Source organism: Delftia sp. S65, assembly GCF_016516495.1.
GTDB lineage: Bacteria > Pseudomonadota > Gammaproteobacteria > Burkholderiales > Burkholderiaceae_C > Comamonas > Comamonas acidovorans.
Map to the genome: position 1 here is coordinate 1 of NZ_JACVUR010000002.1, position 25,557 is coordinate 25,557.

25 protein-coding genes and 1 riboswitch are annotated in these 25,557 nt (G+C 67.2%); of the genes, 15 read left to right on the forward strand and 10 right to left on the reverse strand.

Going from position 1 to position 25,557, the window contains the following annotated elements; all coding sequences use genetic code 11:
• Positions 1–235: 235 nt before the first annotated feature.
• Together IAE24_RS01950 and IAE24_RS01955 are read right to left on the reverse strand one after the other, a co-directional pair.
• Entirely contained in the window at positions 236–928 is a 693-nt protein-coding gene (locus IAE24_RS01950) for an LrgB family protein (RefSeq protein ID WP_013800125.1), read from the reverse strand.
• Positions 929–933: 5 nt separating this feature from the next.
• Entirely contained in the window at positions 934–1,407 is a 474-nt protein-coding gene (locus IAE24_RS01955) for a CidA/LrgA family protein (protein ID WP_046240705.1), read from the reverse strand.
• 76 nt (positions 1,408–1,483) lie between these two features.
• Here IAE24_RS01955 and IAE24_RS01960 point away from each other — a divergent pair, with 76 nt between their 5' ends.
• Positions 1,484–2,392, forward strand: a complete 909-nt coding sequence (locus IAE24_RS01960) for a LysR family transcriptional regulator (RefSeq protein WP_013800123.1) — start codon at positions 1,484–1,486, stop codon at positions 2,390–2,392.
• A gap of 4 nt (positions 2,393–2,396) precedes the next feature.
• The gene (locus tag IAE24_RS01965; RefSeq protein ID WP_013800122.1) at positions 2,397–3,032 is read left to right on the forward strand and encodes a pseudouridine synthase; all 636 of its coding nucleotides are present in this window, start codon (positions 2,397–2,399) and stop codon (positions 3,030–3,032) included.
• Here IAE24_RS01965 and IAE24_RS01970 read toward each other — a convergent pair.
• On the reverse strand, positions 3,029–4,051 hold the full coding sequence (locus IAE24_RS01970; protein ID WP_199958894.1) for a hypothetical protein: 1,023 nt from the start codon (positions 4,049–4,051) through the stop codon (positions 3,029–3,031). The genes IAE24_RS01965 and IAE24_RS01970 overlap by 4 nt on opposite strands.
• Before the next feature lie 2 nt (positions 4,052–4,053).
• A complete protein-coding gene (locus IAE24_RS01975) occupies positions 4,054–4,410 on the reverse strand; it encodes a zinc ribbon domain-containing protein YjdM (protein WP_013800120.1) in 357 nt (118 codons plus the stop codon).
• A gap of 138 nt (positions 4,411–4,548) precedes the next feature.
• Here IAE24_RS01975 and IAE24_RS01980 point away from each other — a divergent pair, with 138 nt between their 5' ends.
• The 3 genes from IAE24_RS01980 to IAE24_RS01990 all read left to right on the forward strand — a co-directional run bounded on the left by IAE24_RS01980 (position 4,549) and on the right by IAE24_RS01990 (position 7,383).
• Positions 4,549–5,442 carry a LysR family transcriptional regulator gene (locus IAE24_RS01980; protein ID WP_199958885.1) on the forward strand — a complete coding sequence of 298 codons (894 nt, stop codon included), beginning with the start codon at positions 4,549–4,551 and terminating at the stop codon, positions 5,440–5,442.
• Positions 5,443–5,536: 94 nt separating this feature from the next.
• Positions 5,537–6,259: a DsbA family oxidoreductase gene (locus IAE24_RS01985; RefSeq protein ID WP_199958883.1), complete on the forward strand. Its 723-nt coding sequence runs from the start codon at positions 5,537–5,539 to the stop codon at positions 6,257–6,259.
• 92 nt (positions 6,260–6,351) lie between these two features.
• Complete coding sequence (locus tag IAE24_RS01990; protein ID WP_199958882.1) at positions 6,352–7,383, forward strand: cyclase family protein; 1,032 nt, start codon at positions 6,352–6,354, stop codon at positions 7,381–7,383.
• Between the two features lie 144 nt (positions 7,384–7,527).
• Here the strand turns inward: IAE24_RS01990 and argE are convergent, their stop codons facing one another.
• The gene (argE, locus tag IAE24_RS01995) at positions 7,528–8,691 is read right to left on the reverse strand and encodes an acetylornithine deacetylase (protein ID WP_199958880.1); all 1,164 of its coding nucleotides are present in this window, start codon (positions 8,689–8,691) and stop codon (positions 7,528–7,530) included.
• A gap of 164 nt (positions 8,692–8,855) precedes the next feature.
• Here argE and IAE24_RS02000 point away from each other — a divergent pair, with 164 nt between their 5' ends.
• The 5 genes from IAE24_RS02000 (at position 8,856) to IAE24_RS02025 (ending at position 15,223) form a co-directional block, all read left to right on the forward strand.
• A complete protein-coding gene (locus tag IAE24_RS02000; RefSeq protein ID WP_071953865.1) occupies positions 8,856–10,169 on the forward strand; it encodes an MFS transporter in 1,314 nt (437 codons plus the stop codon).
• A gap of 309 nt (positions 10,170–10,478) precedes the next feature.
• The gene (locus IAE24_RS02005) at positions 10,479–11,822 is read left to right on the forward strand and encodes a C4-dicarboxylate transporter DctA (protein WP_043823239.1); all 1,344 of its coding nucleotides are present in this window, start codon (positions 10,479–10,481) and stop codon (positions 11,820–11,822) included.
• Positions 11,819–12,505, forward strand: a complete 687-nt coding sequence (locus IAE24_RS02010) for a GntR family transcriptional regulator (protein WP_099732514.1) — start codon at positions 11,819–11,821, stop codon at positions 12,503–12,505. The genes IAE24_RS02005 and IAE24_RS02010 overlap by 4 nt, the downstream gene beginning before the upstream one ends.
• A gap of 171 nt (positions 12,506–12,676) precedes the next feature.
• Positions 12,677–14,020, forward strand: coding sequence for a glycerophosphodiester phosphodiesterase family protein (locus IAE24_RS02015; RefSeq protein WP_199958903.1), 1,344 nt, complete (start codon positions 12,677–12,679; stop codon positions 14,018–14,020).
• A gap of 831 nt (positions 14,021–14,851) precedes the next feature.
• The gene (locus IAE24_RS02025; RefSeq protein WP_026062624.1) at positions 14,852–15,223 is read left to right on the forward strand and encodes a DUF2195 family protein; all 372 of its coding nucleotides are present in this window, start codon (positions 14,852–14,854) and stop codon (positions 15,221–15,223) included.
• 184 nt (positions 15,224–15,407) lie between these two features.
• Here IAE24_RS02025 and metH read toward each other — a convergent pair whose 3' ends face one another.
• Positions 15,408–18,137, reverse strand: a complete 2,730-nt coding sequence (gene metH / locus IAE24_RS02030) for a methionine synthase (protein ID WP_199958876.1) — start codon at positions 18,135–18,137, stop codon at positions 15,408–15,410.
• 54 nt (positions 18,138–18,191) lie between these two features.
• Positions 18,192–18,318: riboswitch (S-adenosyl-L-homocysteine riboswitch) on the reverse strand.
• Positions 18,319–18,595: 277 nt separating this feature from the next.
• On the opposite strand from metH, the gene IAE24_RS02035 reads away from it, so the two are divergent.
• The 5 genes from IAE24_RS02035 to IAE24_RS02055 are packed head-to-tail and all read left to right on the forward strand — an operon-like array spanning position 18,596 to position 22,348.
• The gene (locus tag IAE24_RS02035; protein ID WP_199958869.1) at positions 18,596–19,402 is read left to right on the forward strand and encodes a FadR/GntR family transcriptional regulator; all 807 of its coding nucleotides are present in this window, start codon (positions 18,596–18,598) and stop codon (positions 19,400–19,402) included.
• Entirely contained in the window at positions 19,399–20,205 is an 807-nt protein-coding gene (locus IAE24_RS02040; protein WP_013800110.1) for a transporter substrate-binding domain-containing protein, read from the forward strand. The genes IAE24_RS02035 and IAE24_RS02040 overlap by 4 nt, the downstream gene beginning before the upstream one ends.
• A 31-nt stretch (positions 20,206–20,236) precedes the next feature.
• Positions 20,237–20,965 carry an amino acid ABC transporter permease gene (locus tag IAE24_RS02045; protein ID WP_016448704.1) on the forward strand — a complete coding sequence of 243 codons (729 nt, stop codon included), beginning with the start codon at positions 20,237–20,239 and terminating at the stop codon, positions 20,963–20,965.
• Positions 20,962–21,615, forward strand: coding sequence for an amino acid ABC transporter permease (locus IAE24_RS02050; RefSeq protein ID WP_199958867.1), 654 nt, complete (start codon positions 20,962–20,964; stop codon positions 21,613–21,615). The genes IAE24_RS02045 and IAE24_RS02050 overlap by 4 nt, the downstream gene beginning before the upstream one ends.
• Entirely contained in the window at positions 21,602–22,348 is a 747-nt protein-coding gene (locus IAE24_RS02055; RefSeq protein WP_016448706.1) for an amino acid ABC transporter ATP-binding protein, read from the forward strand. Before IAE24_RS02050 ends, IAE24_RS02055 begins: the two co-directional genes overlap by 14 nt.
• A gap of 70 nt (positions 22,349–22,418) precedes the next feature.
• On the opposite strand, the gene IAE24_RS02060 is transcribed toward IAE24_RS02055, so the two are convergent.
• The 4 genes from IAE24_RS02060 to urtD are packed head-to-tail and all read right to left on the reverse strand — an operon-like array spanning position 22,419 to position 25,544.
• Positions 22,419–22,778: an FmdB family zinc ribbon protein gene (locus tag IAE24_RS02060; protein WP_199958864.1), complete on the reverse strand. Its 360-nt coding sequence runs from the start codon at positions 22,776–22,778 to the stop codon at positions 22,419–22,421.
• Positions 22,779–22,824: 46 nt separating this feature from the next.
• Positions 22,825–24,054, reverse strand: a complete 1,230-nt coding sequence (gene fmdA / locus IAE24_RS02065) for a formamidase (protein WP_013800108.1) — start codon at positions 24,052–24,054, stop codon at positions 22,825–22,827.
• Between the two features lie 36 nt (positions 24,055–24,090).
• The gene (urtE, locus tag IAE24_RS02070; protein WP_012202163.1) at positions 24,091–24,780 is read right to left on the reverse strand and encodes an urea ABC transporter ATP-binding subunit UrtE; all 690 of its coding nucleotides are present in this window, start codon (positions 24,778–24,780) and stop codon (positions 24,091–24,093) included.
• A gap of 20 nt (positions 24,781–24,800) precedes the next feature.
• On the reverse strand, positions 24,801–25,544 hold the full coding sequence (urtD, locus tag IAE24_RS02075) for an urea ABC transporter ATP-binding protein UrtD (RefSeq protein ID WP_012202162.1): 744 nt from the start codon (positions 25,542–25,544) through the stop codon (positions 24,801–24,803).
• Between the last annotated feature and the right edge of the window lie 13 nt (positions 25,545–25,557).

The following is a 25,557-nucleotide window of genomic DNA, read 5'->3' on the forward strand; positions in this document are numbered from 1 at the left end:
CGGCCGCCGGGCCGAGACCCGGCCTCGAAAAACAACCACCCGGCAGGGGCAAAAGATTGCACCTAAGCCAAAAGCAACAAGGTGGGCGGGAGTTAAGAACATGTGCAAGGCATGCGGACGCCCTCACGGGTAGCCCCATCCCGCCCCAAACCCAAAGACAGCCGGGTCCCCAAAAACCCCAGCCATCAAACCCCGGTCACGGATAGTAGCTCCCGCATCACTTCAGCAAATCACTTCAGAAAAACAGCACCCTCACCCAAGGCGCCACCACCACATTCAACGCCCCCGCAATCATCATCACCAACGAAGCAACCACCGCCTGCACATCCCCAAACTGCCGCGCCTTCGCCACCCCGCTGCCATGCGCGGCACCGCCCAGAATGGCGCCCGCAGCCAGCTTGCTGCGCACGTGCGGCAGCAGCCGCAGGATGGTCTCGCCCATGAGCATGCCGCTGACGCCCGTGAGCAGCACGAACAGCGCGGCCAGGTCGGTGGGCCCGCCCAGCACGCGCTCGGCCTCGATGGCGAAGGGGGTGGTCACCGAGCGCACGGCCAGGCCCTTTTGCAGGTCCACGGGCAGTCCGAAGGCCTGTGCGAACCAGATGGTGGTGGCAATGGACACGCCACTGGCCACGAGCACGCCGGTGGCGATCGACATCCAGTGCTTGCGCAGCAAGTGGCGGTTTTCGTGCAGGGGCAGCGCAAAGGCCACCGTGGTGGGGCCCAGCAGCCAGACCAGCCAGTGCGTCTGGGCGATGTACTGCGGGTAGCGCACATGGGTCAGCAGCGCCAGCGCGATCAGCACCATGGGCGTGGCGACGATGGGCATGAGCAGCGGATGCGGATGGCGGCGGTACACGCGCTTGTTGGCCGCATAGCAGGCCAGCGTGGCCAGCAGCGACAGCAGGCCTATGGCCTGGTCGGACATGGCGTTCACTCCTGCTCCCTGTGCAGCCCGGCGCGCGTGGAGCGGCGCCGGGCCAGCCACAGCTCCAGCCGGTAGACGCGGTCCACGGCCAGCGCCGTGGCGGCCATCACGCAGGCCGTGCTGGCCACGATGACGCCCAGGATGCGCAGGCCCTGGTGCTGGATCAGCTCGGTGTATTCGGTGACGACCAGCATGGCGGGCACGAAGAACAGCAGCATCTCGGCCAGCAGCCAGTTGGTGCCGCCCTGCAGCCAGCGGGCCTTGACCAGCCCGCTGAACAGGCCCGTGGCCAGCAGCGCGAAGCCGATCAGCCCAGCCGGCATGCCCCAGCCGAAATGGGCGCGCACGGCCTCCATGGCCACCCACAGCGCACTGAGCAGCCCCACCTGCAGCACGCCGCGCAGCAGCGGCCAGCAGCGGTGCAGCAGGCCCTGAAACACCTGCGGCCGCAGGACGGGCGTGGCGGAAATCTTTGACATGGGGCAATCCTAGGGTTTGCACTCAGATTCGTAAAATGAATAATCTCCATTTTTCCCATGCATAAAAGGAATCCTCATGGACCTGCGCGCGCTGCGCTACTTTGTCGAGGTGGTGCGCTGCAACAGCTTCACGCGTGCGGCCGAGGCGCTGCATGTGACCCAGCCCACCATCAGCAAGATGGTGCGGGCGCTGGAGGAGGAGCTGGGCGGCCCGCTGCTGCTGCGCGAGGGGCGCGGTGTGCAACTGACCGACGCAGGCCAGGTAGTCCACGCGCGCGGCCTGCAGGTGCTGGAGCAGTCACGCCAGCTGCTGCAGGAGGTGGCCGAGGTGGACGGCATTGCGCGCGGCAGCCTGAGCGTGGGCATCATGCCCACGGCCGGGCACTACATGGCGCCCGTGATCGCGCGCTTTCAGCAACTGCATCCGGGCGTGGAACTGCATGTGCAGGAGCAGGGCGCACGCGCCCAGCGCCAGCTGCTGCTGGACGGCAAGCTGGACATGGCGCTGGGCCTGCACGGCGCGGGCGAGGCGGGTGGCGACCTGGCCGGAGAGGGCCTGGAGTACTGCACCATCGCCCACCAGAAGACACGCGTGGCCTTTGCCGCGCACGAGGTGCCCGACCCGAACGCACCCGTGCACTGGAGCGAGCTGGCCCGGCGGCCCTTTGTGTTCTACACCTCGGACTTCGCCCTGCACCAGGCCGTGCTGGAGCATTGCGCGGCGGCAGGCTTCAGCCCACAGGTGCGGCTGCAGACGCGCTACTGGGACTTCATCGGCGACCTGGTGGCAGAAGGCGTGGGCGTGGCCGTGATGTTCGAACATGTGATCGCGCGGTTCGACCCCCGGCGCGTGTCCAGCCGCCCGCTGGTGGGGCCTGAACTGCACTGGGACGTGGTGCAGCTGTGGCGCAGCGGCTATCTGTCACGCGCGGCGAGGGCCTGGCTGGAGTGCGTGCGTGCGGTCTATCCCGACGACAATCGCTGAGTCCATGCAACCCAGAAAACGCCCACCCTTGCGCCCTTTTGCAGGCCCGGCCCTGCGCGCCCGACCCGCCTTCGCCGACCGGCCCGACACCGGCCCCTCACGCCTGCTGTGCTTCAACAAGCCCTACGGCGTACTCAGCCAGTTCACCCCCGAGGGCCGCTGGCGTGGCCTCAAGGAATACATCGACGTGCCGGGCGTGCATGCGGCAGGCCGGCTCGACGCCGACAGCGAAGGACTGCTGCTGCTGACCAATGACGGCCCGCTGCAGGCGCGCATTGCCGATCCGCGCTTCAAGATGGAGAAGACCTACTGGGTACAGGTCGAGGGACTGCCCGACGAGGCCGCGCTGCAGGCCCTGCGCCAGGGCGTGCAGCTCAACGACGGCATGACGCTGCCCGCGCAGGCGCGCCGGCTGGAGCCGCCGCCCGTGCTGTGGCAGCGCGACCCGCCCATCCGCGTGCGCCAGAACATTCCCGACTGCTGGATCGAACTGGTCATCCGCGAAGGCCGCAACCGCCAGGTGCGCCGCATGACGGCGGCCATTGGCCACCCCACGCTGCGGCTGGTGCGCGCGGCCATCGGGCCCTACACGCTGGACGGCCTGGAGCCCGGCCAGTGGAAGGACGTGGAACCCGCCTAGGGCTCCGGATTGTCGGTAGGTGCCACAGCCTGCCAGCGCTGCAGGCCGAGCCAAGGATAAAAGCGCCGCGCCTCGCCCACTTCCACACGCTCCACACTGCCGGCCAGCAGCGGCCACAGGCGCTGCAATTGCGCCGAGCGCTGCTGCGTGCAGCGCCGCGCGCGGGCCAGCAGCTCGCTGCCCTGGCCCAGCAGGCGCGACAGCTCGCGCAGGCGTGGCGGCGGCAGGCATTGGGCGCTGGCCAGCATCAGCCAGGACGGTGCCTGGCCCGCCTGGGCGGGGCCGCTGGCGGCGAACTGCTCCAGCAAAGCGACATGGGCGCTGAGCAGGGGCGCAGGCGGTTTCTCGGCCAGCATGATCTCCAGCCGCCTGCCCTCGATGCGCCAGCGGGCGGGCACCACGGCATGCTCTACCGAGTTGCCGAAGCGCGTGGACTGGCGATGGCGGACGGCACGGCTGCCCTGCTCCAGCAAGGGCTGCAGCAGTTCGGCCAGGGCCTGCTCGCGCTGCGCCGTGGGCGCTTCGGCCAGCGTGATGCGCAGCGGCACGGCCTCGTAGCCGCGCAGCTGGTCGCGCCAGGCCATCCAGCCCGCCGTGTCGGGGCTGCCCAGCAGCAGGGCGAGGAAGGCGCCCAGGCCGGCCAGGGCCGATCCGGTCCACCAGGACACCTGCACAGGCTGCCGCCCGGCGATCAGCCAGCCCGTCAACCAGACCAGCGCCCCGGCGCAGGTGGCCGCCAGCAGGCCCATGCCGAAGGCGAGGAAGGGCGCGCCATCGAGCCGGTCGGGCAGCAGCACCAGCATGGCCACGCAGGCCGCGCCGGCGCACAGCGCAACGGCCCACCAGCCCGCCACGGGCAGGGTGCGCGCGGTGCGTCCCGTGAGACCCGTACGGCCGGCCAGTGCCAGCAGCAGCAGGGCCACCACAGCGCCAGCGGTCAGCGCAATGAACAGGGGCGCAAACACCCACAGCGCCAGCAGCCCGAGGACCGCCGATACCGCAAGCGACAGCGCCAGCATGCTCAGGCCTTCTTGAGGAACTCCGACTTGAGCAGCATGGAGCCCAGTTCGGTCTTGCAGTCCACGTTGTGGCCGTCGGCGCCATCGACCAGGCGGATGCCCTTGATCTTGCTGCCCTTCTTGAGCACGGTGGACGAGCCCTTGACCTTGAGGTCCTTGACCAGGATCACGGCGTCGCCGTCGGCCAGCGCATTGCCGTTGGCGTCGCGCACGATGCCGTCGCCAGCGGCGGCTTCGCCGGACTCTTCTTCGGCCTGCATGGGCCATTCGAAGGCGCAGTCGGGGCAGATGTAGCTGGTGGCGTCGGGATAGGTGTTTTCAAGGCCGCACTGGGGGCAGGCGGGAGTGGTCTGGGGCATGGGATGGACAGATTCGGTGAAGACAAAGAGGCGCGGCGGGCGCGCCGTACCTGGCGATTGTCGCCCCTGCCCCCGCAGGCATGCCCCGGCAAACCCGAGCGGCCTGCTACGCTGCGCGCCACTCTTTGCTTTTTCCCCATGGATACGCTGACCCCCTTGCGCGCCTTCCGGCGCATCGTAGAACTGGGCTCCATCGCCAAGGCGGCCGACGCGCTGGACCTGTCCTCGGCCGCGCTGAGCAAGCAGCTGCGCGCGCTCGAAGCCCATCTGGGCGCCGTGCTGCTGCAGCGCACCACGCGCCGCATGAGCCTGACCGACACGGGCCAGGCCTACTACGCAGAGTGCTGCAGGCTGCTCGATGAATTCGATGCGCTGGAGCAGTCGGTGCGCGCGCAGTCGCAGCAGGTGGCCGGCCGGCTGCGCGTGAATGCGCCGCTGTCGTTTGCGCTGAGCACGCTGTCGCCGCTGCTGGCGCGCTTCATGCAGCGCCATCCGCAGCTGCAGATCGACCTGTCCATGGAAGACCGGCTGGTGGATGCGGTGGGCCAGGGCTTCGATGTGTCCATCCGCCTGAGCGCGGAGCTGGCGGACTCCTCGCTGATCGCGCGGCGCCTGGCCTCGCTGTCGCAGATGCTGTGCGCGGCCCCGTCCTATCTGCAGGCGCATGGCCGCCCGGCCAGTGCCGCCGGGCTGCGCGGCCATGCGCTGCTGAACTACAGCCTGGCGCATGCGCCCCGCGAAGCGGGCGAGAGTTCCCAGGCGCCGTCCGAGGCGCGCGCCAACGTCAACAACAGCCTGATGCTGCGCGACCTGCTGGTGGCGGGCCTGGGCATTGGCGCCCTGCCCTCGTTCCTGGCGCGGCCGGCGATTGCGGCAGGCCTGCTGGTCGCACTGGACCTTGCGGACCAGGCCGCGCAGGCCCGCCATGTCTACGCGGTCTATCCCACGCAGCGCCACCTGCTGCCCAAGGTGCGCGCCTTCGTGGACTTCCTGGCCGAGGAGCTGCCTGCCGCCATGGGCGAGGATTGTTGACGCCGCGTTAAGAGTTCCTCAAGCGCGCGCCCCTTTTTCGCGCCGGGCCTGCAGCCTACGCTTGCCGTCCATCACAGCCATGAAGGACACAAGCATGACGCAATGCAATGATTTTTCCTGCGCCCTGCCCGCGCAGGATGCGGCGGCCCCCTCGCCGCAGCAGGCCCTGCAGGCGGCGCCTGCTGCGGCGCCCGCCGTCGCCCCCGCCATCGACTTCTTCCATGACGTGGTCTGCGGCTGGTGCTACGTGATGTCGCCACGCCTGCGCCAGGTGGCGCGCGAGCTGGGCCTGCGCGTGCGCCACCGCAGCTTCGTGCTGCAGGCCTCGCGCGCCGAGATGGTGGCGGCCTTCGGCTCCATGGAGCGCGCCAAGCAGGTCATCCTGGAGCACTGGCAGGCCTGCGCGGAGCATGACGACGAGGACCGCATCGACATCGAGGGCATGCGCAGCGAGGCCTTCGAGTACCCCAGCGGCATGGCCGGCGCACTGGCCTGCCAGGCGGCCCAGATCCTGGGCGGCGATGACGCGCACTGGGATCTGTTCGACGCCATCCAGCACGCCCACATGAGCGAGCACCGCAACATCGGCGACGCCGAAGTGCTGCTGGACATCGCCACGCGCACGGGCTTCGAGCGCAATGCCTTCGCGGGCTGCATGGAAGGCGCCCAGGCGCTGGAGCAGGTGCGCCAGGACCGCGCGCTGGCGCAGCGCATGGGCCTGCGCTCCATTCCCACGCTGATCGCGCCGCGCCTGCCGCCGCTGCAGACCCAGTCGCTGGCTGCGCTGCGCGAACGCCTGCACTTCCTGGCGGCCTGAGCGCCCCCGTCTTTGCTTTTTTCATCGGCGGTTTTCCGCCTTCCCTCGCGCGCGGCATGCGCGCCCTTTTTCAGCAGACCAAGGACTCTTGCATGACTCTCCAACGCTTCGCTCGCCGCATGGCGCTGCCCTCTCTCGTGATCGCCCTGGCCGCCGCCTTCGCGGGCACCGCCGCCCAGGCCCATGGCGGCCACGAGCCCCCGGCCGGCGCACGCCAGGACGTGGGCACCAGCCCCTGGGGGCCTGGCGACGAGATCGGCCGCCTGAACCTGATCACGCCGGCCTCGCGCGCGGCCATCCTGCAGCGCATCACGGGCGGGCAGGTCTATGACCTGGCCACCGAGTACTACGTGGGCATGCCCAGCTGGCAGGACGCGGGCGATCCGCACTACCAGTTCTGGATGACGCACACGCCGCGCGGCACCGTGGTGGACGATCCCATGAACGTGGGCAAGGACATGAACGCCACGCGCAGCTACACGGGCACGGCGTTTTCCATGTACAGCCATACGGGCACGCACATCGATGCGCTCAACCACTTCGGCATCCGCGGCAGGATCTGGAACGGCTTCAGCGCCGACCAGCATCTGGGCGACCGGGGCTGGCAGCGCACGGGCATCGAGAAATTCCCGCCGCTGGTGGCGCGCGGCGTGCTGATCGACGTGGCGGCCGCCAAGGGCCTGGAGATGCTGCCCGACCAGTACCGCATCACGCGCCAGGACCTCAAGGATGCGCTGGCACGCCAGAAGGTGACGCTGCAGGAGGGCGACATCGTGCTGGTGCGCACGGGCCGCATGAAGCTGTACGGCCAGCCCCAGGCCTACATGGCCAAGCCGCCGGGCCTGGGCCTGGATGCCGCACGCTTTCTGGTGGAGGAAGGCGGCGCCATGATCGTGGGCGCCGACAACCTGAGCCTGGAGACGTTCCCGTCCGAGGTGGACGACGACTACGTACCGCTGCACAGCTACCTGCTGGCGCAAAAGGGCGTGCCCATCATGGAGCTGGTGGCGCTGGACGATCTGTCGCGCGACAAGGTCTACGAGTTCGCCTTCATCGGCGGCCCGCTCAAGATCCGCGGCGGCGACGCCGCGCCGCTGCGGCCCATCGCCATTCCTGTGCGCTGAGCGGGGCAAGACGAGATTTCTTGAGCTTGACCTCGAAACTCCCGCGCCCCCAAGGCGAGGGACACCGAGCAAGGGCCGCCCCGCAGCAAGGGTGTCGTCCCCCTCCGAAGAGAGGGGGAAGGCGCGAAGCGACTCAGGGGGTGATCACAGACTCGTGCCCATTTTGCTGAGGAAGCGCTCGCAGGCGTCGAGCTGGGCCCGCTCCACGAACTCGTCGGGCTTGTGCGCCTGCTCGATGGAGCCGGGGCCGCAGACCACGGTGGGAATGCCGGCGTTGTGGAACAGGCCGGCCTCGGTGCCGTAGGCCACCTTGCGCTTTTCCTGGTCGGCGGTCAGCGCGCGCACCAACTGGGTGATGGCGGCTTCTTCCGAGGCTTCCAGCGCGGGCGCGCTGGCGCCGGTCTCGATCTCGATGCGCGCGTCGGCGAATTCGGCGCGCATGCGCGGCAGCAGTTCGTCGCGCACATAGGACTCGACCTGGGCCTGGATGCCATCCACCGACATGCCGGGCAGGTTGCGGAATTCATAGGCGAATTCGCACAGCTCGGGGATGGTGTTGACCGCGATGCCACCCTGGATCTGGTTGGTGGTCATGGTGGTGAAGGGCACGTCGAAGAATTCGTCGTAGGGGCCGTGCGCCTTGAAGTGGTCGGCGATGTCCCGGATGCGACAGATCAGCCGCGCCGCGTACTCGATGGCATTGCTGCCGCGCGGCGTGAGCGACGAATGCGCGGCCTTGCCGTGCACGCGGCAGCGGTAGAGGTTGATGCCCTTGTGCGCCACCACGACCTGCATGCTGGTGGGCTCGCCGACCACGCAGCCGTCGAAGCGCGCGCCCTCGGCCTTGAGCTGGTTGATCATCACGGGCGCGCCAGCGCAGCCGATTTCCTCGTCGTACGAGAAGGCCAGGTGCACGGGCCTGGCGCGCTGCGTGGCCAGGAATTCGGGCACCAGCGCCAGCGAGGCGGCGATGAAGCCTTTCATGTCGCAGCTGCCGCGACCATACAGGCGCCCGCCCTTTTCGGTGAGCGCAAAGGGGTTGGTGCTCCACTGCTGGCCATCGACGGGGACCACGTCGGTATGGCCGGACAGCACGATGCCACCCTGCGTTTCGCCGTTGTGGGCCGGCAAAGTGGCGAAGAGATTGGCCTTGGCGCCGTCCGGAGAGTGGAACAATCGGGCACTCACGCCCAGCGTGGCCAACTCATCGCGTACACACTCGATCAGCGCCAGGTTGGAGTTGCGGCTGGTGGTGTCGAATGCGACCAGTGTTTCCAGCCAGTCGCGGGTGTTTTTCCAGGTAGTCATGTGGTTCCATCTGCGCCATGGCCTGCGCCGCCCTTCGTGGACGACGCAGGCCATGGCATAGGCATTGCATATGGCGAAGCAGTGTACGCCCGGGTTGCGGCCCGGGCAGGCACGCCGACCCATGCCCCGGGCGTGACTGCCGTCTTTTCAATCCCTTTTCGGAAATGGACCCTGCTTTGACCAAGCAAACCGTCTCGACCCGCAACATCGTGGCTGCCGTCATCGGCAACGCGCTGGAGTGGTATGACTTCCTGGTGTTCGCCTTCATGACACCCATCGTCGCCAAGCTGTTCTTCCCCAGCAATCCCGACAATCCGGACGACAACATCAACCGCATCCTGATGACCACGGCCGTGTTCGGCGTGGGCTTCTTCATGCGGCCCGTGGGCGGCATCCTGCTGGGCCTGTACGGGGACCGCAAGGGCCGCAAGGCGGCCATGGTGATGGTGACGGGCCTGATGGCGGTGGCGATCGCGCTGATCACGCTGGCGCCCACCTATGCGGCCGTGGGCATCCTGGCGCCGCTGTTCATCGTGCTGGCGCGGCTGTTGCAGGGCTTTGCGGCCGGCGGCGAGTTCGGCACGTCCACGGCACTGCTGATCGAGCTGGCACCGCCCGGCAAGCGCGGCTTCTATGGCTCCTGGCAGATGGCCGGCCAGATGCTGGCCCTGCTGATCGGCGCGGCCACGGGCACGCTGATCACCGAGATCTTCACCGAGGAGGAACTGATGGCCTGGGCCTGGCGCGTGCCCTTCGCCGTGGGCCTGCTGATCGTTCCCGTGGCGCTGTACATCCGCCGCCATGTGGAGGAGCCCGAGGTCTTCAAGGAAATGCAGGCCGCTCAGGCCAGCGGCAAGGCGCGCCAGATCGGCATCATGGAGATGCTGCGCACGCATGCGCGCGAGACGCTGGTGGGCATGGGCCTGGTGGTCACGGCCACGGTGTCCATCTACATCACCTTCACCTATCTGGTGACCTATGCCACGGTGACGCTGAAGCTGCCCATGCGCGATGCCTTCATGGTGCAGATGGCCGGCGCCGCGCTGATGGTGGTGATCATGCCGTTCTTCGGCGCCCTGTCGGACCGCGTGGGCCGCCGCATGCTGACCATCGGCTCGCTGATCGGCTACCTGGTCGTGCTCTACCCGCTGTATGCCTGGCTGACCGACGGCCCCACGGTGCAGAAGCTGCTGATCACCCAACTGGTGGTCTGCGTGTTCGTGGCCGTGTTCTTCGGCGTGTTCAGCACGGTGATGGCCGAGCTGTTCCCGCCCCAGGTGCGTTCGGCCGGCATGTCCATGGCCTACAACGTGGCGGTGATGATCTTCGGCGGCTTCGCGCAGTTCATCGTGACCTGGCTGATCCGCTCCACGGGCTCGCCCATGGCGCCGGCCTTCTATGTGATGTTCGGCGTGACGCTGGGCCTGTTCGCGGCCTTCTTCATCAAGGACCGCGCTCTGGAGCGCAACCTGCGCTGATCCCGGTGCGGTGCGCAAGGCACCGCGCCCGCGCATGCCGCGCATGCCCCGCCACGGGGCCTGCGCCCCGCACGCGCACCCGCCTGCGCACCATGCGCGGGCATGACGGCCACCCGCCCTGCACCACGGCGGGGAGGCCCGCCCGCATCGGCGGATTTCATGCAGAAAAAGTCAGGGCTGATGCTCTCTGGAGTGCCGCAAATCTGCAGGGAATACCCTCTGCTGGCACGCGTTTCGCTTGTCTACATTCTTGCATGCAAGTTGTAAATCCACTTGCATACAAGATTCCACAACTTGCGAAAGACGACTATGCGCCGCTTTGCCAGATCACTGTTCGGACAGGTGGTGATCGCACTCATCCTGGGTGTGCTCGCCGGAATATTGGCCCCTGAATGGGCCGTGAAGCTCAAGCCCCTGGGCGATGGCTTCATCAAGCTCATCAAGATGATCATTCCCGTGCTGGTGTTCTGCGTGGTGGTGCACGGCATCGCGGGCGCAGGCGACCTCAAGCGCGTGGGCCGGGTCGGCGTCAAGTCGCTGATCTACTTCGAGGTGCTGACCACCATCGCCCTGGTGCTGGGCCTGGTGCTGGCCTTCGTGTTCCAGCCCGGCGCGGGCATGAACGTGGACCCGAGCAAGCTCGACGCATCGGCCATGAGCGCCTATGCCAGCAACGCCGACAAGCTGACCAGTGGCGGCACGGTGGACTTCCTGATGAAGCTCATCCCCACCACCGTGGTGCAGGCCTTTGCCACGGGCGACGTGCTGCAGGTGCTGCTGTTCGCCGTGCTGTTCGGCTGCGCGCTGACCATGCTGGGCGAGCGCGGCGCGCCCGTGCATGCGCTGATCGACACGCTGTCGAACGTGCTGTTCAAGATCATGGGCATCCTCATCAAGCTGGCGCCGCTGGGCGTGCTGGGTGCGATCTCGTTCACCGTGGGGCAGTACGGCATCGGCTCGCTCAAGCAGCTGGGCATGCTGGTGCTGCTGTTCTACGTGGCGGTGATCTTCTTCGTCTTCGTGGTGCTGGGGCTGGTGATGCGCTTTTCGGGCTTCAGCCTGATCAAGCTGCTGCGCTACCTGCGCGAGGAGCTGATGGTGGTCTTCGCCACCACCTCCTCGGACAGCGTGCTGCCCCAGATCATGGCCAAGCTGCGCAACATGGGCGTGCGCGACTCCACCGTGGGCCTGGTGATTCCCACGGGCTACTCGTTCAACCTGGACGCCTTCTCCATCTACATCACGCTGGCGGCCGTGTTCATCGCCCAGGCCACGAACACGCCCATCGGCATGGCCGACCTGCTGACCATCCTGGCGATTGCGCTGGTGACCTCCAAGGGTGCCCACGGCGTGCCGGGCTCGGCCATCGTGGTGCTGGCGGCCACGCTGCATGCGATTCCGGCCATCCCCGCCATCGGCCTGGTGCTGGTGCTGTCGGTGGACTGGTTCATGGGCATTGCCCGCGCGCTGGGCAACCTGATCGGCAACTGCGTGGCCACCGTGGCCATCGCGGCCTGGGAAGGTGATATCGACCGCGAGCGCGCCCATGCCGTGCTCAACGGCCTGGCCGACAATCAGGGGCCCGACGCCGAGCCCTCCGGCGCCGCCGCCGTCCCCGCAACCGTGACCCCTGCCCACCCTGCAACGCAATGACACCTGTAAGCCCCCAGCACATCGCCGAGCGCGTCGTCGAAGCCATCCTGGCCCAGAAACTGGCGCCCGGCGAACGGCTGGGGGAGCAGGAGCTGGCCGACAACTTCGCGGTCAGCCGCACCATGGTGCGCGAGGCGCTGATGCAGCTGCAGGCGCGCGGCTTCGTGCAGGTGCAGCCCCGGCGCGGCTGGTACGTGGTCCAGCCCTCGGCCGAGGAGGCGCAGGACGCCTTCGCGGCGCGCCGCATCATCGAGACCGGCATCCTGGGCGAGGCCGGCCGCCCCCTGCAAAGCGTGATCGGCCAGCTGCGCCGCCACATCGCCCAGGAGCAGGAAGCCATTGCCGGCGCCGACGCGGCCACGCGCGCCTTCCTGCTGGCCGACTTCCACGTCTGCCTGGCCGAGCAGATGGGCCACCGCCTGCTGGCGCTCACGCTGCGCGACCTCACGGCCCGCACCACGCTGGCGGCCACATTGTTCCAGTCCACGCACAGCGCCAGCCAGTCCTGTGCCGAGCACGAACGCATCGTCGAGGCGCTGGAGCGCGGCGACACCGAGGGCGCCAAGGCCCTGCTGCTGGAGCACATCGGCACGGTGGAACGCTCGCTGGAGATCCGCCCGAGCGAGGCGCCCGACGCCAGCGACCGCCTGCGCGCCACGCTGGCGCCCCTGTTCGGGGGATAACCCTGTGTCGGAGGGGCGGCAAATTTCCGTCGACCGTCGCTAAAACGCCAATCTGGGTCCTACGGGACGCACTGTCATGGTGCCGACACGGCTGACTGCATACGCTGCTGAGTTGGCGCATTGCGCGCCGTTCATCAACCCACCACTGCTTCGGATATGACCCAACGTCCTATGTCCTTTTCCCGCACTCCCCTGCTCGCGTCCCTGTGCGCGGCTGCAGTCCTCACGGCCTGCGGCGGTGACGGCGGCTCGTTCTACCTCACGCTCGACGGAAAGCAGCCCCAGGTGATCGCCCACCGCGGCTTCTCGGGCAAGTTCCCGGAGCAGACGCGCATGGCCTACGAGGCCGCCGCCGATGCAGGCGCGGACATGCTCGAACTCGACATGCACATGACGAAGGACTGCCAGCTGGTCGCCCGCCACAACGCCTGGCTCAGCGACAGCACCAACGTGGCCGACGTGGCCAAGACCAATGCCGAAGTGGCACGCCGCCAGCGCACCACGGCCGGCGTGCTGGTCAACGTGAAGTACCCCGCCGTGCCTGCCAACGGCCCCTCGCAATACCTGAGCGACCAGTTGGACGCCAACGATCCCAAGTCCGTGCTCAAGGCCCTGGTGGTCGATGGCGAGGACCACCGCAACGACTGGTCCATCAGCGACTTCACGCTGCAGGAGCTGCGCACCTGGCTGGGCGGCACCATCCTGGACAACCGCAGCGAGCGCCCCACCGAGTGGAACGGCAAGCTGCCCCTGATCAGCGCCCAGGACGTGCTGGACATCGCCGCCGCCAAGGGCAAGGCCCTGGGCCGCACCATCCCCGTCTACGCCGAGACCAAGAACCCCTACTGGAACAACCAGCAGGCGATCGCCAACGGCTGCGGCGCGCCCGGCTCGCGCCCCTTCGAAGACGCGGTGATCAAGCTGCTGGACCAGAACAAGCTCAACGCCAAGGACTCGGCCATCTACATCCAGAGCTTCGACCCGGCCAGCCTCAAGTACCTGCGCCAGGCCGGCATGAAGGCCAAGGGCGTGCAGCTGATCGACGGCAACGACTTCAGCCTGCGCGACGGCTCCATGGTCTACATCACCAACGATGAGTGGACCTTCATCAGCGGCCGCCCCTACAGCTGGACCCTGGCCGGCGACGCCCGCACCTTCGCCGCCATGCTCACGCCCGCAGGCCTGGCCGACATCAAGACCTATGCCGACGGCATCGGCCCCTGGAAGCCCCAGGTCCTGGCCCACTCCGTCGTGCCCTACAAGGACGGCGCCGGCCTCAAGGACGTGAACACCGTCAAGGACACGGGCCTGATCCGCGAAGCCCACAAGGCCGGCCTGATCGTGCACAGCTTCACCTTCCGCAACGAGCCGGGCCGCCTGGCCGGCCTGTACAAGGGCGACCCCGTGCAGGAATACCTGACCTACTACCGCCTGGGCATCGACGGCGTGTTCACCGACTTCACGGACACGGCCGTGGCGGCGCGCAAGGCGTACAACAAGGAAATCGGGCTCTGAAACTCCCATCCCGCTGACCCATGACAAGGCGCCTCGTGCGCCTTGTTTTTTTGGACTCTGGCAGTAGGTATATTCAGGCGACCTCATCCATGGCAATCAGGTATACCTGAATGCAATTGCAGCGAATTGGTATACAAGATCGTTACAGCATGTCGCAAAAACACGTTCCCTCCAACTTGCCTCCGAGGCAATAAGCGCATTAAGCTGCCCCGAGCTCTGATCCAGATGAAGCTTATAAAGCTGGATGGCATCAAACCGTGGTTACCGAGAAATTCGACTGATGCGACTTTAGAAAATTGGAGGGACCGTTTGTGATACCAGATATGGAGTTTGATGGGCAGAAGCTGACATGGAATGGCTCGGGTAGCTTCAAGGCAACGACAGGACTTCCAGGTTTTCAGATGCCAGAAAATCAGTGCATCAAAGACAGCGGACCAATTCCGGAGGGGGTGTACAAGGTGCTCGTCACCGACCGTGGGGCGGCGAAGGACGACGGTGCGGGAAGATGCAACCTGTCTCCCGGATGGGGAGTCCAGACGATTCCACGCGGAGCTGCCGCTGGAAGCTGCGAAGCCTATTGGGCAAACTGGGGGCAGAACCGGGCACGGATGGAGCCTGCCGACGCTCAAACGCGCATCGCTTGCAACCCCGTTCGCAGCGGCTTTTATCTGCATGATTCAACCAAAGGCTTCAGCCACGGGTGTATTGAGGTTGAGCATAGATTCTTCCCGATTCTTCGGTCGAAGGCGAAGTCCAGTTCACGTAGCTATTTCATCCTGAAAGTCAATTACGTCCCGGCAAGAGTGACAAACGGAGGCACACGTGCATAGCATGGCTCGATTTTTAATATGGTCTGCCTTGTTCGGTGGATCTGCCTTTGCTGCCCATGCCGACCAGATAACGTTTCAGAACGATCTTTCAGCCTGCGTGTCGATCACGGCGACGAAGACTTCCACAGAGTCCAACGTGGTGTGGGCGAACACCCGTGTTCAACTGCGCAAATCGATTGGCGAGTGCGGATGCCTCTCGGCTCTGGCGACCTACACGAGCAGCGTGAACCGAGGGGGCGTCCGGCAGGTACTGCAGGAAGGCCTGATCGACCTGGGCAGCGGGGGGGAGAGAAAACTCGTCCTTGCGACCGACCCGGCCCTGGTCGCCAACAAGGAGGTGCGGGTTCGGCTGGCGTGCACCGGGCCCTTGTAGGGCATCCTGGCCCCGGCAGCATCGGCGCGCGCTTGAACGCTCAGCCGGATCACATCTTCTGATCGACTGCCTGCGCCGCTGGCGCGCCCTGTCCGCTATTCCAGTCAAAGATGAATGCCTTTGTCCAAAATAGCGAGAAATCGCACGCCTGACCGGCGTAGCCAAGCCAGCGGTCAACCCAATATCAGGCGAGATTCGGCGCCAGCAGCCTGCGCAGTTCCTCGATGTCCATGCCCCGGCGCGCGGCCATGTCGGCGAGCTGGTCCTCGCCGATCTCGCCGACGTTGAAGTAGACGGAGTCGGGGTGGCCGATGTAGAAGCCGCTGACGCTGGAGGCCGGGTTCATGGCCAGGCTTTCGGTCAGCGTCATGCCGATCTCGTCTGCCTTGAGCACGGCGAACAGGTCGGTCTTGGCGCTGTGGTCGGGGCAGGCCGGGTAGCCGGGCGCGGGGCGCACGCCCTTGTACTGTTCCTTGATCAGCGCTTCGTTGCTGAGGTCCTCATCGGGCGCATAGCCCCACAGGTCCTTGCGCACGCGCTGGTGCAGGCATTCGGCGAAGGCCTCGGCCAGGCGGTCGGCCAGGGCCTTGAACATGATGCCGGAGTAGTCGTCCAGCGCGTCTTCGAACTCCTTGTCCTTCTTCTCGGCGCCGATGCCGGCCGTGACGGCGAACAGGCCAGCGTAGTCCTGGATGCCCGATTCCTTGGTGGCCACGAAGTCGGACAGGCAGCGGCTGGGGCGCATCACGGGCTGGCCATCCGGGCCTTCCACCATCTGCTTTTCGGTCTGCTGGCGCATGCCGTACCAGGTCATCAGCACCTGGCTGCGGGACTCGTCGGCGTAGAACTCGATGTCATCGCCCACGCGGTTGGCAGGGAACAGGCCGATGGCGCCGTTGGCCTGCAGCCAGCGGCCTTCGATGATCTTCTTGAGCATGGCCTGGCCGTCCGCCAGCACCTTGCGCGCCTCGACGCCCACGATCTCGTCGTCGAGGATGGCCGGATAGGGGCCGGCCAGGTCCCAGGTCTGGAAGAACGGGCCCCAGTCGATGTACTCGGCGATCTCGGCCAGGTCGAAGTTGCGGAACACGCGCCGGCCCAGGGCGCGCGGCGCCACGGGGGCCTGGGAAAAGTCCACGGGCGTGGCGTTGGCGCGGGCCTTTGCCAGAGGCCACAGCGGTGTCTTCTTCTTGTTGGCGTGCTGGGTGCGGACCTTGTCGTAGTCGGCCTGGATCTCGGCCAGGTAGTTGCCCTTGTTCTCGCCCAGCAGGCTCTGGGCCACGCTGACGCTGCGCGAGGCATCGGGCACGTAGACCACGGGGCCTTCGTACTTGGGCGCGATCTTGACGGCGGTGTGCACGCGCGAGCAGGTGGCGCCGCCGATCAGCAGCGGAATCTTCTTGATGCGGAAGTAGTCGTCCTTGTGCATCTCGCCGGCGACGTATTGCATCTCTTCGAGGCTGGGCGTGATCAGGCCCGACAGGCCGATGATGTCCGCGCCCTCGGCCTTGGCCCGGGCCAGGATCTCATGGCAGGGCACCATCACGCCCATGTTGATGACCTCGAAGTTGTTGCACTGCAGGACCACGGTGACGATGTTCTTGCCGATGTCGTGCACATCGCCCTTGACGGTGGCGATGACGATCTTGCCCTTGCTGGACACGTCCAGGCCCGCCGCTTCCTGCTGGCGCTTTTCCTCTTCGATGTAGGGCACGAGGTGGGCCACGGCCTGCTTCATCACGCGCGCCGACTTGACCACCTGGGGCAGGAACATCTTGCCGGCGCCGAACAGGTCGCCCACGATGTTCATGCCGTCCATGAGCGGGCCTTCGATCACGTGCAGCGGGCGGCCGCCGCCCTGCACCACGATCTGCTGGTAGGCCTCTTCGGTGTCGACGACGATGAAGTCGGTGATGCCGTGCACCAGGGCGTGCGACAGGCGCTCGCCCACGGTCTTCGGGTTCTCGGGCGTGCCGCGCCATTCGAGCTTCTTGCTGTCGTCCTTGGCGGCGCCCTTGGCGGCGTCGGCGATCTCCAGCAGGCGCTCGGCGGCGTCAGGGCGGCGGTTGAGCACCACGTCTTCCACGCGCTCGCGCAGCTGGGGCTCCAGGTCGTCATAGACGCCGACCATGCCGGCGTTGACGATGCCCATGTCCATGCCTGCCGAGATGGCGTGGTACAGGAAGACGGTGTGGATGGCCTCGCGCACGGGGTCGTTGCCGCGGAAGCTGAAGCTCACGTTGGAGACACCGCCCGAGACCTTGGCGCCGGGCAGGTTGCGCTTGATCCAGCGCACGGCCTCGATGAAGTCCACGGCGTAGTTGTCGTGCTCCTCGATGCCGGTGGCCACGGCGAAGATGTTGGGGTCGAAGACGATGTCCTCGGGCGGGAAGCCCACCTCGTCCACCAGGATGCGGTAGGCGCGCTCGCAGATCTCGATCTTGCGCTGGTAGGTGTCGGCCTGGCCCTTCTCGTCGAAGGCCATGACCACGGCGGCCGCGCCGTAGCGCCTGATCAGCCGGGCCTGGCGCTTGAATTCATCCAGGCCTTCCTTCATGGAGATGGAGTTGACGATGCCCTTGCCCTGCAGGCAGCGCAGGCCGGCCTCGATGACTTCCCACTTGGAGCTGTCCACCATGACCGGCACCTTGGCGATGTCGGGCTCGGAGGCGATGAGGTTCAGGAAGCGCACCATGGCGGCCTTGCTGTCGAGCATGGCCTCGTCCATGTTCACGTCGATCACCTGGGCGCCGTTTTCCACCTGCTGGCGTGCCACGGACAGCGCTTCCTCGTACTGCTCGTTGAGGATCATGCGCGCAAAGGCCTTGGAGCCCGTGACGTTGGTGCGCTCGCCCACGTTGACGAACAGCGTGCCCTCGCCGATGGAGACGGGCTCCAGGCCCGACAGACGCATGGGAGGGGGAGTGAAAGAGGACGACATCAAGCTCACCTGCAAAAACGGCATGGCAACAGGTGAGCGTCGTTGGCACCGTGGGCGCGGTCCGGCCGGGAACCTGCACCTGGCCCAAGCCTGACGCGGCACGCGATCCGGTGTACGGATGGGCGGGTGCCGCGCTGCAACGCTCCTCGGGCCAAAGCCCGGGATTCTACGGCGGCTGGCGGCGGCCTGCAGTGCGGGTTTTACGCCCGCATTCGGGGCAGGCCTGCACAAAGCCATGCGGCACTGCACCAAAGCGCGGCAGCGCGGGCCGCCGGCAGCGCCTTCGGGGCGGATTGTCGATGCCCCATCGCCCCGGATTCTTTGCAGTGCCTGAGGACAACGCTCCTTTTTTTGCATCTGGCACGCAATTCGCTATCTGCTGGGTACGTGGTCTGACCAGTCAGGCCAAAACCCTCCACCCGCGCCAGCCCATGCAAAGCATTCCGATCTCGATGGCCCAGACGCTGCAGCAGCACATCCTGAGCGGCCACTATCCCGGCGGCAGCCAGCTGCCGCCGCAGCGCGAGCTGGCCCGGCAGCTGGGCATCAGCCGCGCTTCGCTGCGCGAGGCGCTGTCCATGCTGGAGGCCCTGGGCCTGGTCGAGATCCAGCCGGGCAAGGGCGTGCGCATCAACGGCCCGCACAGCGGCCGTGCACGCATGCACCGCGCCTATGCCACCCCGGCGCTGGGCACGCTGTCGCCGCGCCAGCTGATCGAGCTGCGCCTGGTGCTGGAGCCCGGCTGGGCCGCGCTGGCGGCCGTGCGCGCCGACGACAGCGGCCTGCGCCAGCTGCAATGGACCCAGTCCCAGCTGGCCCATGCCCTCGCCCGCAGCGACCTGCTGGCCGCCGCCGACGCCGATCTGCAGTTCCACCTGCTGCTGGCCCAGCTGTCGGGCAACCCGGGCCTGGTGGCCATGGCGCGCCAGCTGGAGCTGGCCATCAGCCACAGCCTGCGCCTGCCGTTTGCCTGGAGCGGCGCCGACGACCAGCCCGTGCGCGAGCACGACGCCATCGTGCAGGCCGTCTGCGCGGGCGATGCGCCGGGTGCCGCGGGCGCCATGCGCGCCCACCTGCTGTCGGCCGCCAGGCGCAGCGGCATCGATCTCGACACACCGGACGACGCGACGGCGCCCGACGCAACGGCGCCCGACGCGACGGCGCCCGATACATCTGCGCCCGACCCTGACCCGCTTTCCTTTCGCCTCACCCCACCTCCCGAAGGAGCTTTCGCATGACTTCCCCCCTGACACCCCGCCGCGCATTCATCCGCACCGCCCTGGCGGCCGCCACCCTGGCCGCTGCCGGCCTGGGCGGCGCAGCCCATGCCGACATGCTGGCCAACATCCAGAAGGCCGGCGTGCTGCGCGTGGCGATTCCGCAGGACTTCCCGCCCTTCGGCTCGCTGGGCACCGACCTGAAGCTGCAGGGCTATGACATCGACATGGCGGCCCTGGTGGCCCAGGAGCTGGGCGTGAAGGTGGAGCTGGTGCCCGTGACCAGCACCAACCGCATTCCCTTCCTGACCACGGGCAAGGCCGACATCGTCATCTCCAGCCTGGGCAAGAACGCCGAGCGCGCCAAGGTGATCGACTTCACCCAGGCCTATGCGCCCTTCCCCAAGAGCGTCTACGGCCCCAAGGACGTGAGCATCAAGGCCCCTGCCGACCTGGCCGGCAAGACCGTGGGCGTGACGCGCGGCTCCACCGAGGACCTGGCCCTCACGCAGGTGGCGCCGGCCTCGGCCACCATCAAGCGCTACGAGGACAACAACGCCACCGCGCAAAGCTATCTGACGGGCCAGGTGCAGCTGGTGACGCTGGGCAACATCGTGGCCAACGCCGTCAACGAGCGCACCAGGCTGCGCCAGCTGGACGTGAAGTTCGCGGTCGAGGACACGCCCTGCTACATCGGCGTGGCCAAGGGAGAGCCGGCGCTGCTGCAGAAGGTGGACGCCATCATCACCAAGCTCAAGGCCGACGGCCGCCTGACCGGCCTGTCCCAGCGCTGGATGAAGATGCCGCTGCCCGCCACCCTGTAACCGCTGCGCCCCTGTTCCCGGAAATCCTTCCATGGCCTATCAATTCGACTTCGGCGCCGTGTTCGACTACAGCGGCCTGCTGGCACAGGGCGCAGGCTTCACGCTGGCGCTGACGGCGGCGGGCGCCGTGCTGGGCGGCGCCATCGGCGTGGCCGGCGGCGTCAGCCGCGCCTGGCGCATTGCGCCGCTGCACTGGCTGTTCAAGGTGTACGTGGAGGGCATACGCAACACGCCCTTCCTGGTGCAGCTGATGTTCGTGTTCTTCGGCCTGCCTTCGCTGGGCGTGCAGATCAACGAATGGCAGGCCTGCCTGCTGACCACGGTGATCAACCTGGGCGCCTACATCACCGAGATCGTGCGCGCCGGCATCCAGGAGACGCCGCGCGGCCAGCTGGAAGCCGCTGGCGCGCTGGGCATGGGCCGCTGGGCGGTCTTCCGCCATGTGGTGCTGCGCCCTGCGCTGCAGCGGGTCTGGCCCTCGCTGAGCAGCCAGATCGTGATCGTGATGCTGGGCACCTCGGTGGTCTCGCAGATCGCCGCCCAGGACCTGACGTTTGCGGCCAACTTCATCCAGTCGCGCAACTTCCGCGCGTTCGAGACCTACCTGGTGGTGACGGCGGCGTACTTCGTGCTGGCCCTGGCACTGCGCCAGTTGCTGGCCTGGATAGGCCAGCGCTTCGTGGTGGGCCGCCGCACGCCGCGTGCAGCCCGGCCCGCTGCACCTGCTGCACCTGCAACCACTGCCGGAGACGCCGCATGATTGCCGACATTCCCCTGCTGCCCATCCTGGCCAAGCTGGCCGAGGGCCTGCTGGCCACGCTGGCGCTGACGCTGCTGGCCTTCGTGCTGGGCGGCGCCACCGGATTGCTGGTGCTGTTCGCCCGCGTGGGCCGCAGCCAGAACCTGCGCCGCCTGGCCAAGGCGTATATCCAGGCCTTCCAGAACACGCCGCTGCTGATGCAGATGTTCATCGTGTTCTTCGGCTCGTCCATGGCCGGCCTGGACATCTCGCCCTGGACGGCGGCCGCCATCGGCCTGACGCTGTACACCAGCGCCTACCTGGCCGAGGTCTGGCGCGGCTGCGTGGAGGCTATCCCCCGCGGCCAGTGGGAAGCCTCGTCCAGCCTGGCCATGGGCTACCTGCAGCAGATGCGCCATGTGGTGCTGCCGCAGGCGCTGCGCCTGTCGATAGCGCCCACGGTCGGCTTCTCGGTGCAGATCATCAAGGGCACGGCCGTGGCCTCGATCATCGGCTTCAGCGAGCTGACCAAGCTCGGCTCCATGCTGGCCAACGCCACCTTCCAGCCCTTCCTCATCTACGGCCTGGTCGCCGCAGGCTACTTCCTGCTGTGCTGGCCCCTGTCCCTCTACGCATCCCATCTGGAGAAGAAACTCTATGCCGCTCGTTGATGTGCGCGCCGTTCACAAGCATTACGGCAACAACCATGTGCTCAAGGGCGTGGACCTGAGCGTGGACAGCGGCCAGGTGGTCGCCATCATCGGCCGCAGCGGCTCGGGCAAGAGCACGCTGCTGCGCTCCATCAACGGGCTGGAGGCCATCCAGTCCGGCCAGATCGTGGTGGACGACGCCGTGCTCAAGGGCTCGGAGGGCAGCGCGCCCTCGCCCGCCCAGCTGCGCGCGCTGCGCCTGAACGTGGGCATGGTGTTCCAGCAGTTCAACCTGTTCCCGCACCTGACGGCGGGCGAGAACGTGGCCCTGTCGCCCACCGTGGTCAAGGGCGTGAAAAAGCCCGAGGCGGCGGCGCTGGCGCGCCAGATGCTGGCCAAGGTCGGCCTGGGCGACAAGTACGACAGCTACCCCGACCAGCTCAGCGGCGGCCAGCAGCAGCGCGTGGCCATTGCACGCGCGCTGGCCATGCAGCCCAAGGTGCTGCTGTGCGACGAGATCACCTCGGCCCTGGACCCGGAGCTGGTCAACGAGGTGCTGGCCGTGGTCAAGCAGCTCGCCGCCGAGGGCATGACGCTGATCATGGTCACGCACGAGATGCGCTTTGCCCGCGACGTGGGCGACCAGCTGGTGTTCATGCACCAGGGCCTGATCCATGAAAGCGGCCCGGCCAAGCAGCTGTTCGCCAGCCCGCAGACGCCGGAGCTGGCGGGCTTCATCGGCGCCGTGCACTGAGCGGTACGCCCAGGCAGGCCAAAGGCCCGCGTCGCGGGCCTTTGTCATTGGTGCGGCGCAGGGGCCGAGGTCAGTGGCTGATCATCCAGGGCCGCTTGGTCGGGAAGGTCTTGGCGCCGTTGGGCGCCGTGACCGTGGAGCCGCGCTTGCTGGAGCCGCTGCAGCAGCCGCAGCCCGAAGGGTGGCGCATGCGCGCGTAGCTGCCCTCGGCCACATCGCGTGAGCGCCTGGGCTCGTGCCGGGCGCGCTCGTTGGTGTCGTGGGCGCGGCGCTGTTCGGGGCTGGTGCAGGCCAGGCGCGGCGCGCTGACGAAGACGCGGGGCGAGGCCGCCTCGCAGCTGGGGCAGGGCGCGGGCTCGTTGCGCTGCGAGAGGCTGCGCAGCGCGTCGAAGCCGCCGCATGCGGTGCAGTGGTAGTCATAGGTGGGCATGGGCGGCCTCTGGCGGATGGTGGATGGCGGGTGTCGTATGCCGGGCTTACTTGTCCTGGGCGATGGGCAGGTCCACCCCGCCCGTGATGATCTTCTGTGGTCCCTCGGCCGTGGGATTGATGTCGAAGTCGAAGATCTCCGTGGGCAGCCACAGCGTGGCGCAGGCATTGGGCACGTCCACCACGCCGCTGATGTGGCCCTGCACGGGCGCCGTGCCCAGCAGCGAGTAGGCCTGGGCGCCGCTGTAGCCGAATTTCTTCAGGTATTCGATGGCGTTCAGGCAGGCCTGGCGGTAGGCCACGGTCACGTCCAGGTAGTGCTGCTTGCCCTTTTCGTCCACCGAGATGCCTTCGAAGATCAGGTAGTCCTTGTAGTTGGGCGTCATGGGGCTGGGCTTGAAGATGGGGTTCTTGATGCCGTACTTGGCCATGCCGCCCTTGATCAGCGAGACCTTCATGTGCACCCAGCCGGCCATCTCGATGGCGCCGCAGAAGGTGATCTCGCCATCGCCCTGGCTGAAGTGCAGGTCGCCCACGCTCAGGCCCGCGCCGTCCACGTAGACGGGGAAGAACACGCGCGAGCCGCGCGAGAGGTCCTTGATGTCGCAGTTGCCGCCGTGCTCGCGCGGCGGCACGGTGCGTGCGCCTTCGGCGGCGGCCTTGTCGCGCGCCTCGCCCTGCATCTGGCCCATGTGGGCGGTGGTGGCGTTGGGCGGGTTGGCCAGGCCGGGAATGCGGTCGGGGTCGGTGGCGATGAGGCCGGTCTCGCGCTCGTTCCAGCTGGCCAGCATCTTGGGGTCGGGCAGGCAGCCGATCAGGCCCGGGTGGATGAGGCCTGCGAAGTTGACGCCGGGGATGTGGCGGCTCTTGGTGAACATGCCGTGGAAGTCCCAGATGGACTTCTGGGCCAGCGGGAAATGCTCGTCCAGGAAGCCGCCGCCGTTCTGCTTGGAGAAAAAGCCGTTGAAGCCCCAGAGGCTGTCGTCGCGCGCGCCGATGTCCAGCAGGTCCACCACCAGCAGGTCGCCGGGCTGGGCGCCCTTCACGCCCACGGGGCCGGACAGGAAGTGGACGGTGGACAGGTCCACGTCGCGCACGTCTTCGGCGCTGTCGTCGTTCTTGATGGCGCCGCCGGTCCAGTCATAGGTCTCCAGCTTGAACTCCGCGCCCGGCTCCACCCAGACCGCCATGGGAATGTCGGGATGCCAGCGGTTGTGCACCTGCGGGTTGTCGTAGGGGGACTGGTTGAGATCGACCTTGATCAGGGTTTCGGCCATGGTGTGCTCCTTGCGATGGCAGTGGGAAAAAACGGATCAGACGGAGAGGTAGGACTTGATGCGCTGCTCGTCGGTATCGGCACGCGCGGTTTCATGTACCAATCTCCCGCCCTCGATGACGAACAGCCGGTCGGCCACATCCATGGCGAAGGAAAGCACCTGCTCGCTGACCACGATGGTGATGCGGCGCAGCTTGCGGATCTCGTTGAGCGCCTTGGCGATGTCCTTGATGATGGAAGGCTGTATGCCCTCGGTGGGCTCGTCCAGCAGCAGCACCTTGGGGTCGGTGACCAGGGCACGCGCAATGGCCAGCTGCTGCTGCTGCCCGCCCGAGAGGTTGCCGCCCTTGCGCCGGCGCATGTCCCAGAGCACGGGGAACAGTGCGTAGATGTCGTCGGGCACCTGGCGCGTCTTCGCGTTCTCCAGGCCCGTCTGTATGTTCTCTTCCACGGTCAGCGTGGGGAAGATCATGCGACCCTGGGGCACGTAGGCAATGCCCTTGGCCACGCGCCGGAAGCTCTCGTCCTTCGTGACGTCCTGGCCGGCCACGGTGATCTGGCCGCTCTTGGCGGGCATGACGCCCATCAGGCTTTTGAACAGCGTGGTCTTGCCCATGCCGTTGCGGCCCATGATGGCCACGGTTTCGTTCTCGCGGCCCTCGAAGCTGATGCCGTGCAGCGCCTCGCTCTGGCCATAGGCCACGTACAGATCCTTGACTTGCAGCATGTGAATTCCTTGTGCGTGCCTCAGTGGCCGAGGTAGACGTCGATGACCTTGGGGTCGGCCTGCACCTTGTCCATGGGACCCTCGGCGAGGATCTTTCCCTGGTGCATGACGGTGACCTTGTGCGCGATGCGCGCGACGAACTCCATGTCGTGCTCGATGACGATGACGGAGCGGTTCTTGCAGATGCGCTGCAGCAGCTCGGCCGTCAGTTCGCGCTCGCGGGCGCTCATGCCGGCGATGGGCTCGTCCAGCATCAGCAGCTCGGGCTCCTGCATGAGCAGCATGCCGATCTCCAGCCACTGCTTCTGGCCATGGCTGAGCAGGCCGGCCTCGGTGTCCAGGCGCTCGTCCAGGCCGATGTCGGCGGCCACGGCCTGCACGCGGTCGCGCACCGCCTCCGTGCACTTGAAGGCCAGCGCGCCGAAGACCGAGCGGCCTTGCGGGTAGGAGACCTCCAGGTTCTGGAAGACCGAGAGGTTTTCGTAGATGGACGGCGTCTGGAACTTGCGCCCGATCCCTAGGCGCACGCGCTTGTGCTCGGCCATGCGCGTGAGTTCCTCGTTCTTGAACTTGATGCTGCCGGCCGTGGCGCGGGTCTTGCCGCAGATCAGGTCCAGCAGCGTGGTCTTGCCCGCGCCGTTGGGGCCGATGATGACGCGCAGCTCGTTCTTGTCGATGTACAGGTTCAGCGCGTCGATGGCCTTGAAGCCGTCGAAGGAGACCGTCAGGTCTTCCACGGCCAGCGTGAAGTCGGTATTGCTCATGGTGTGCTCCCGC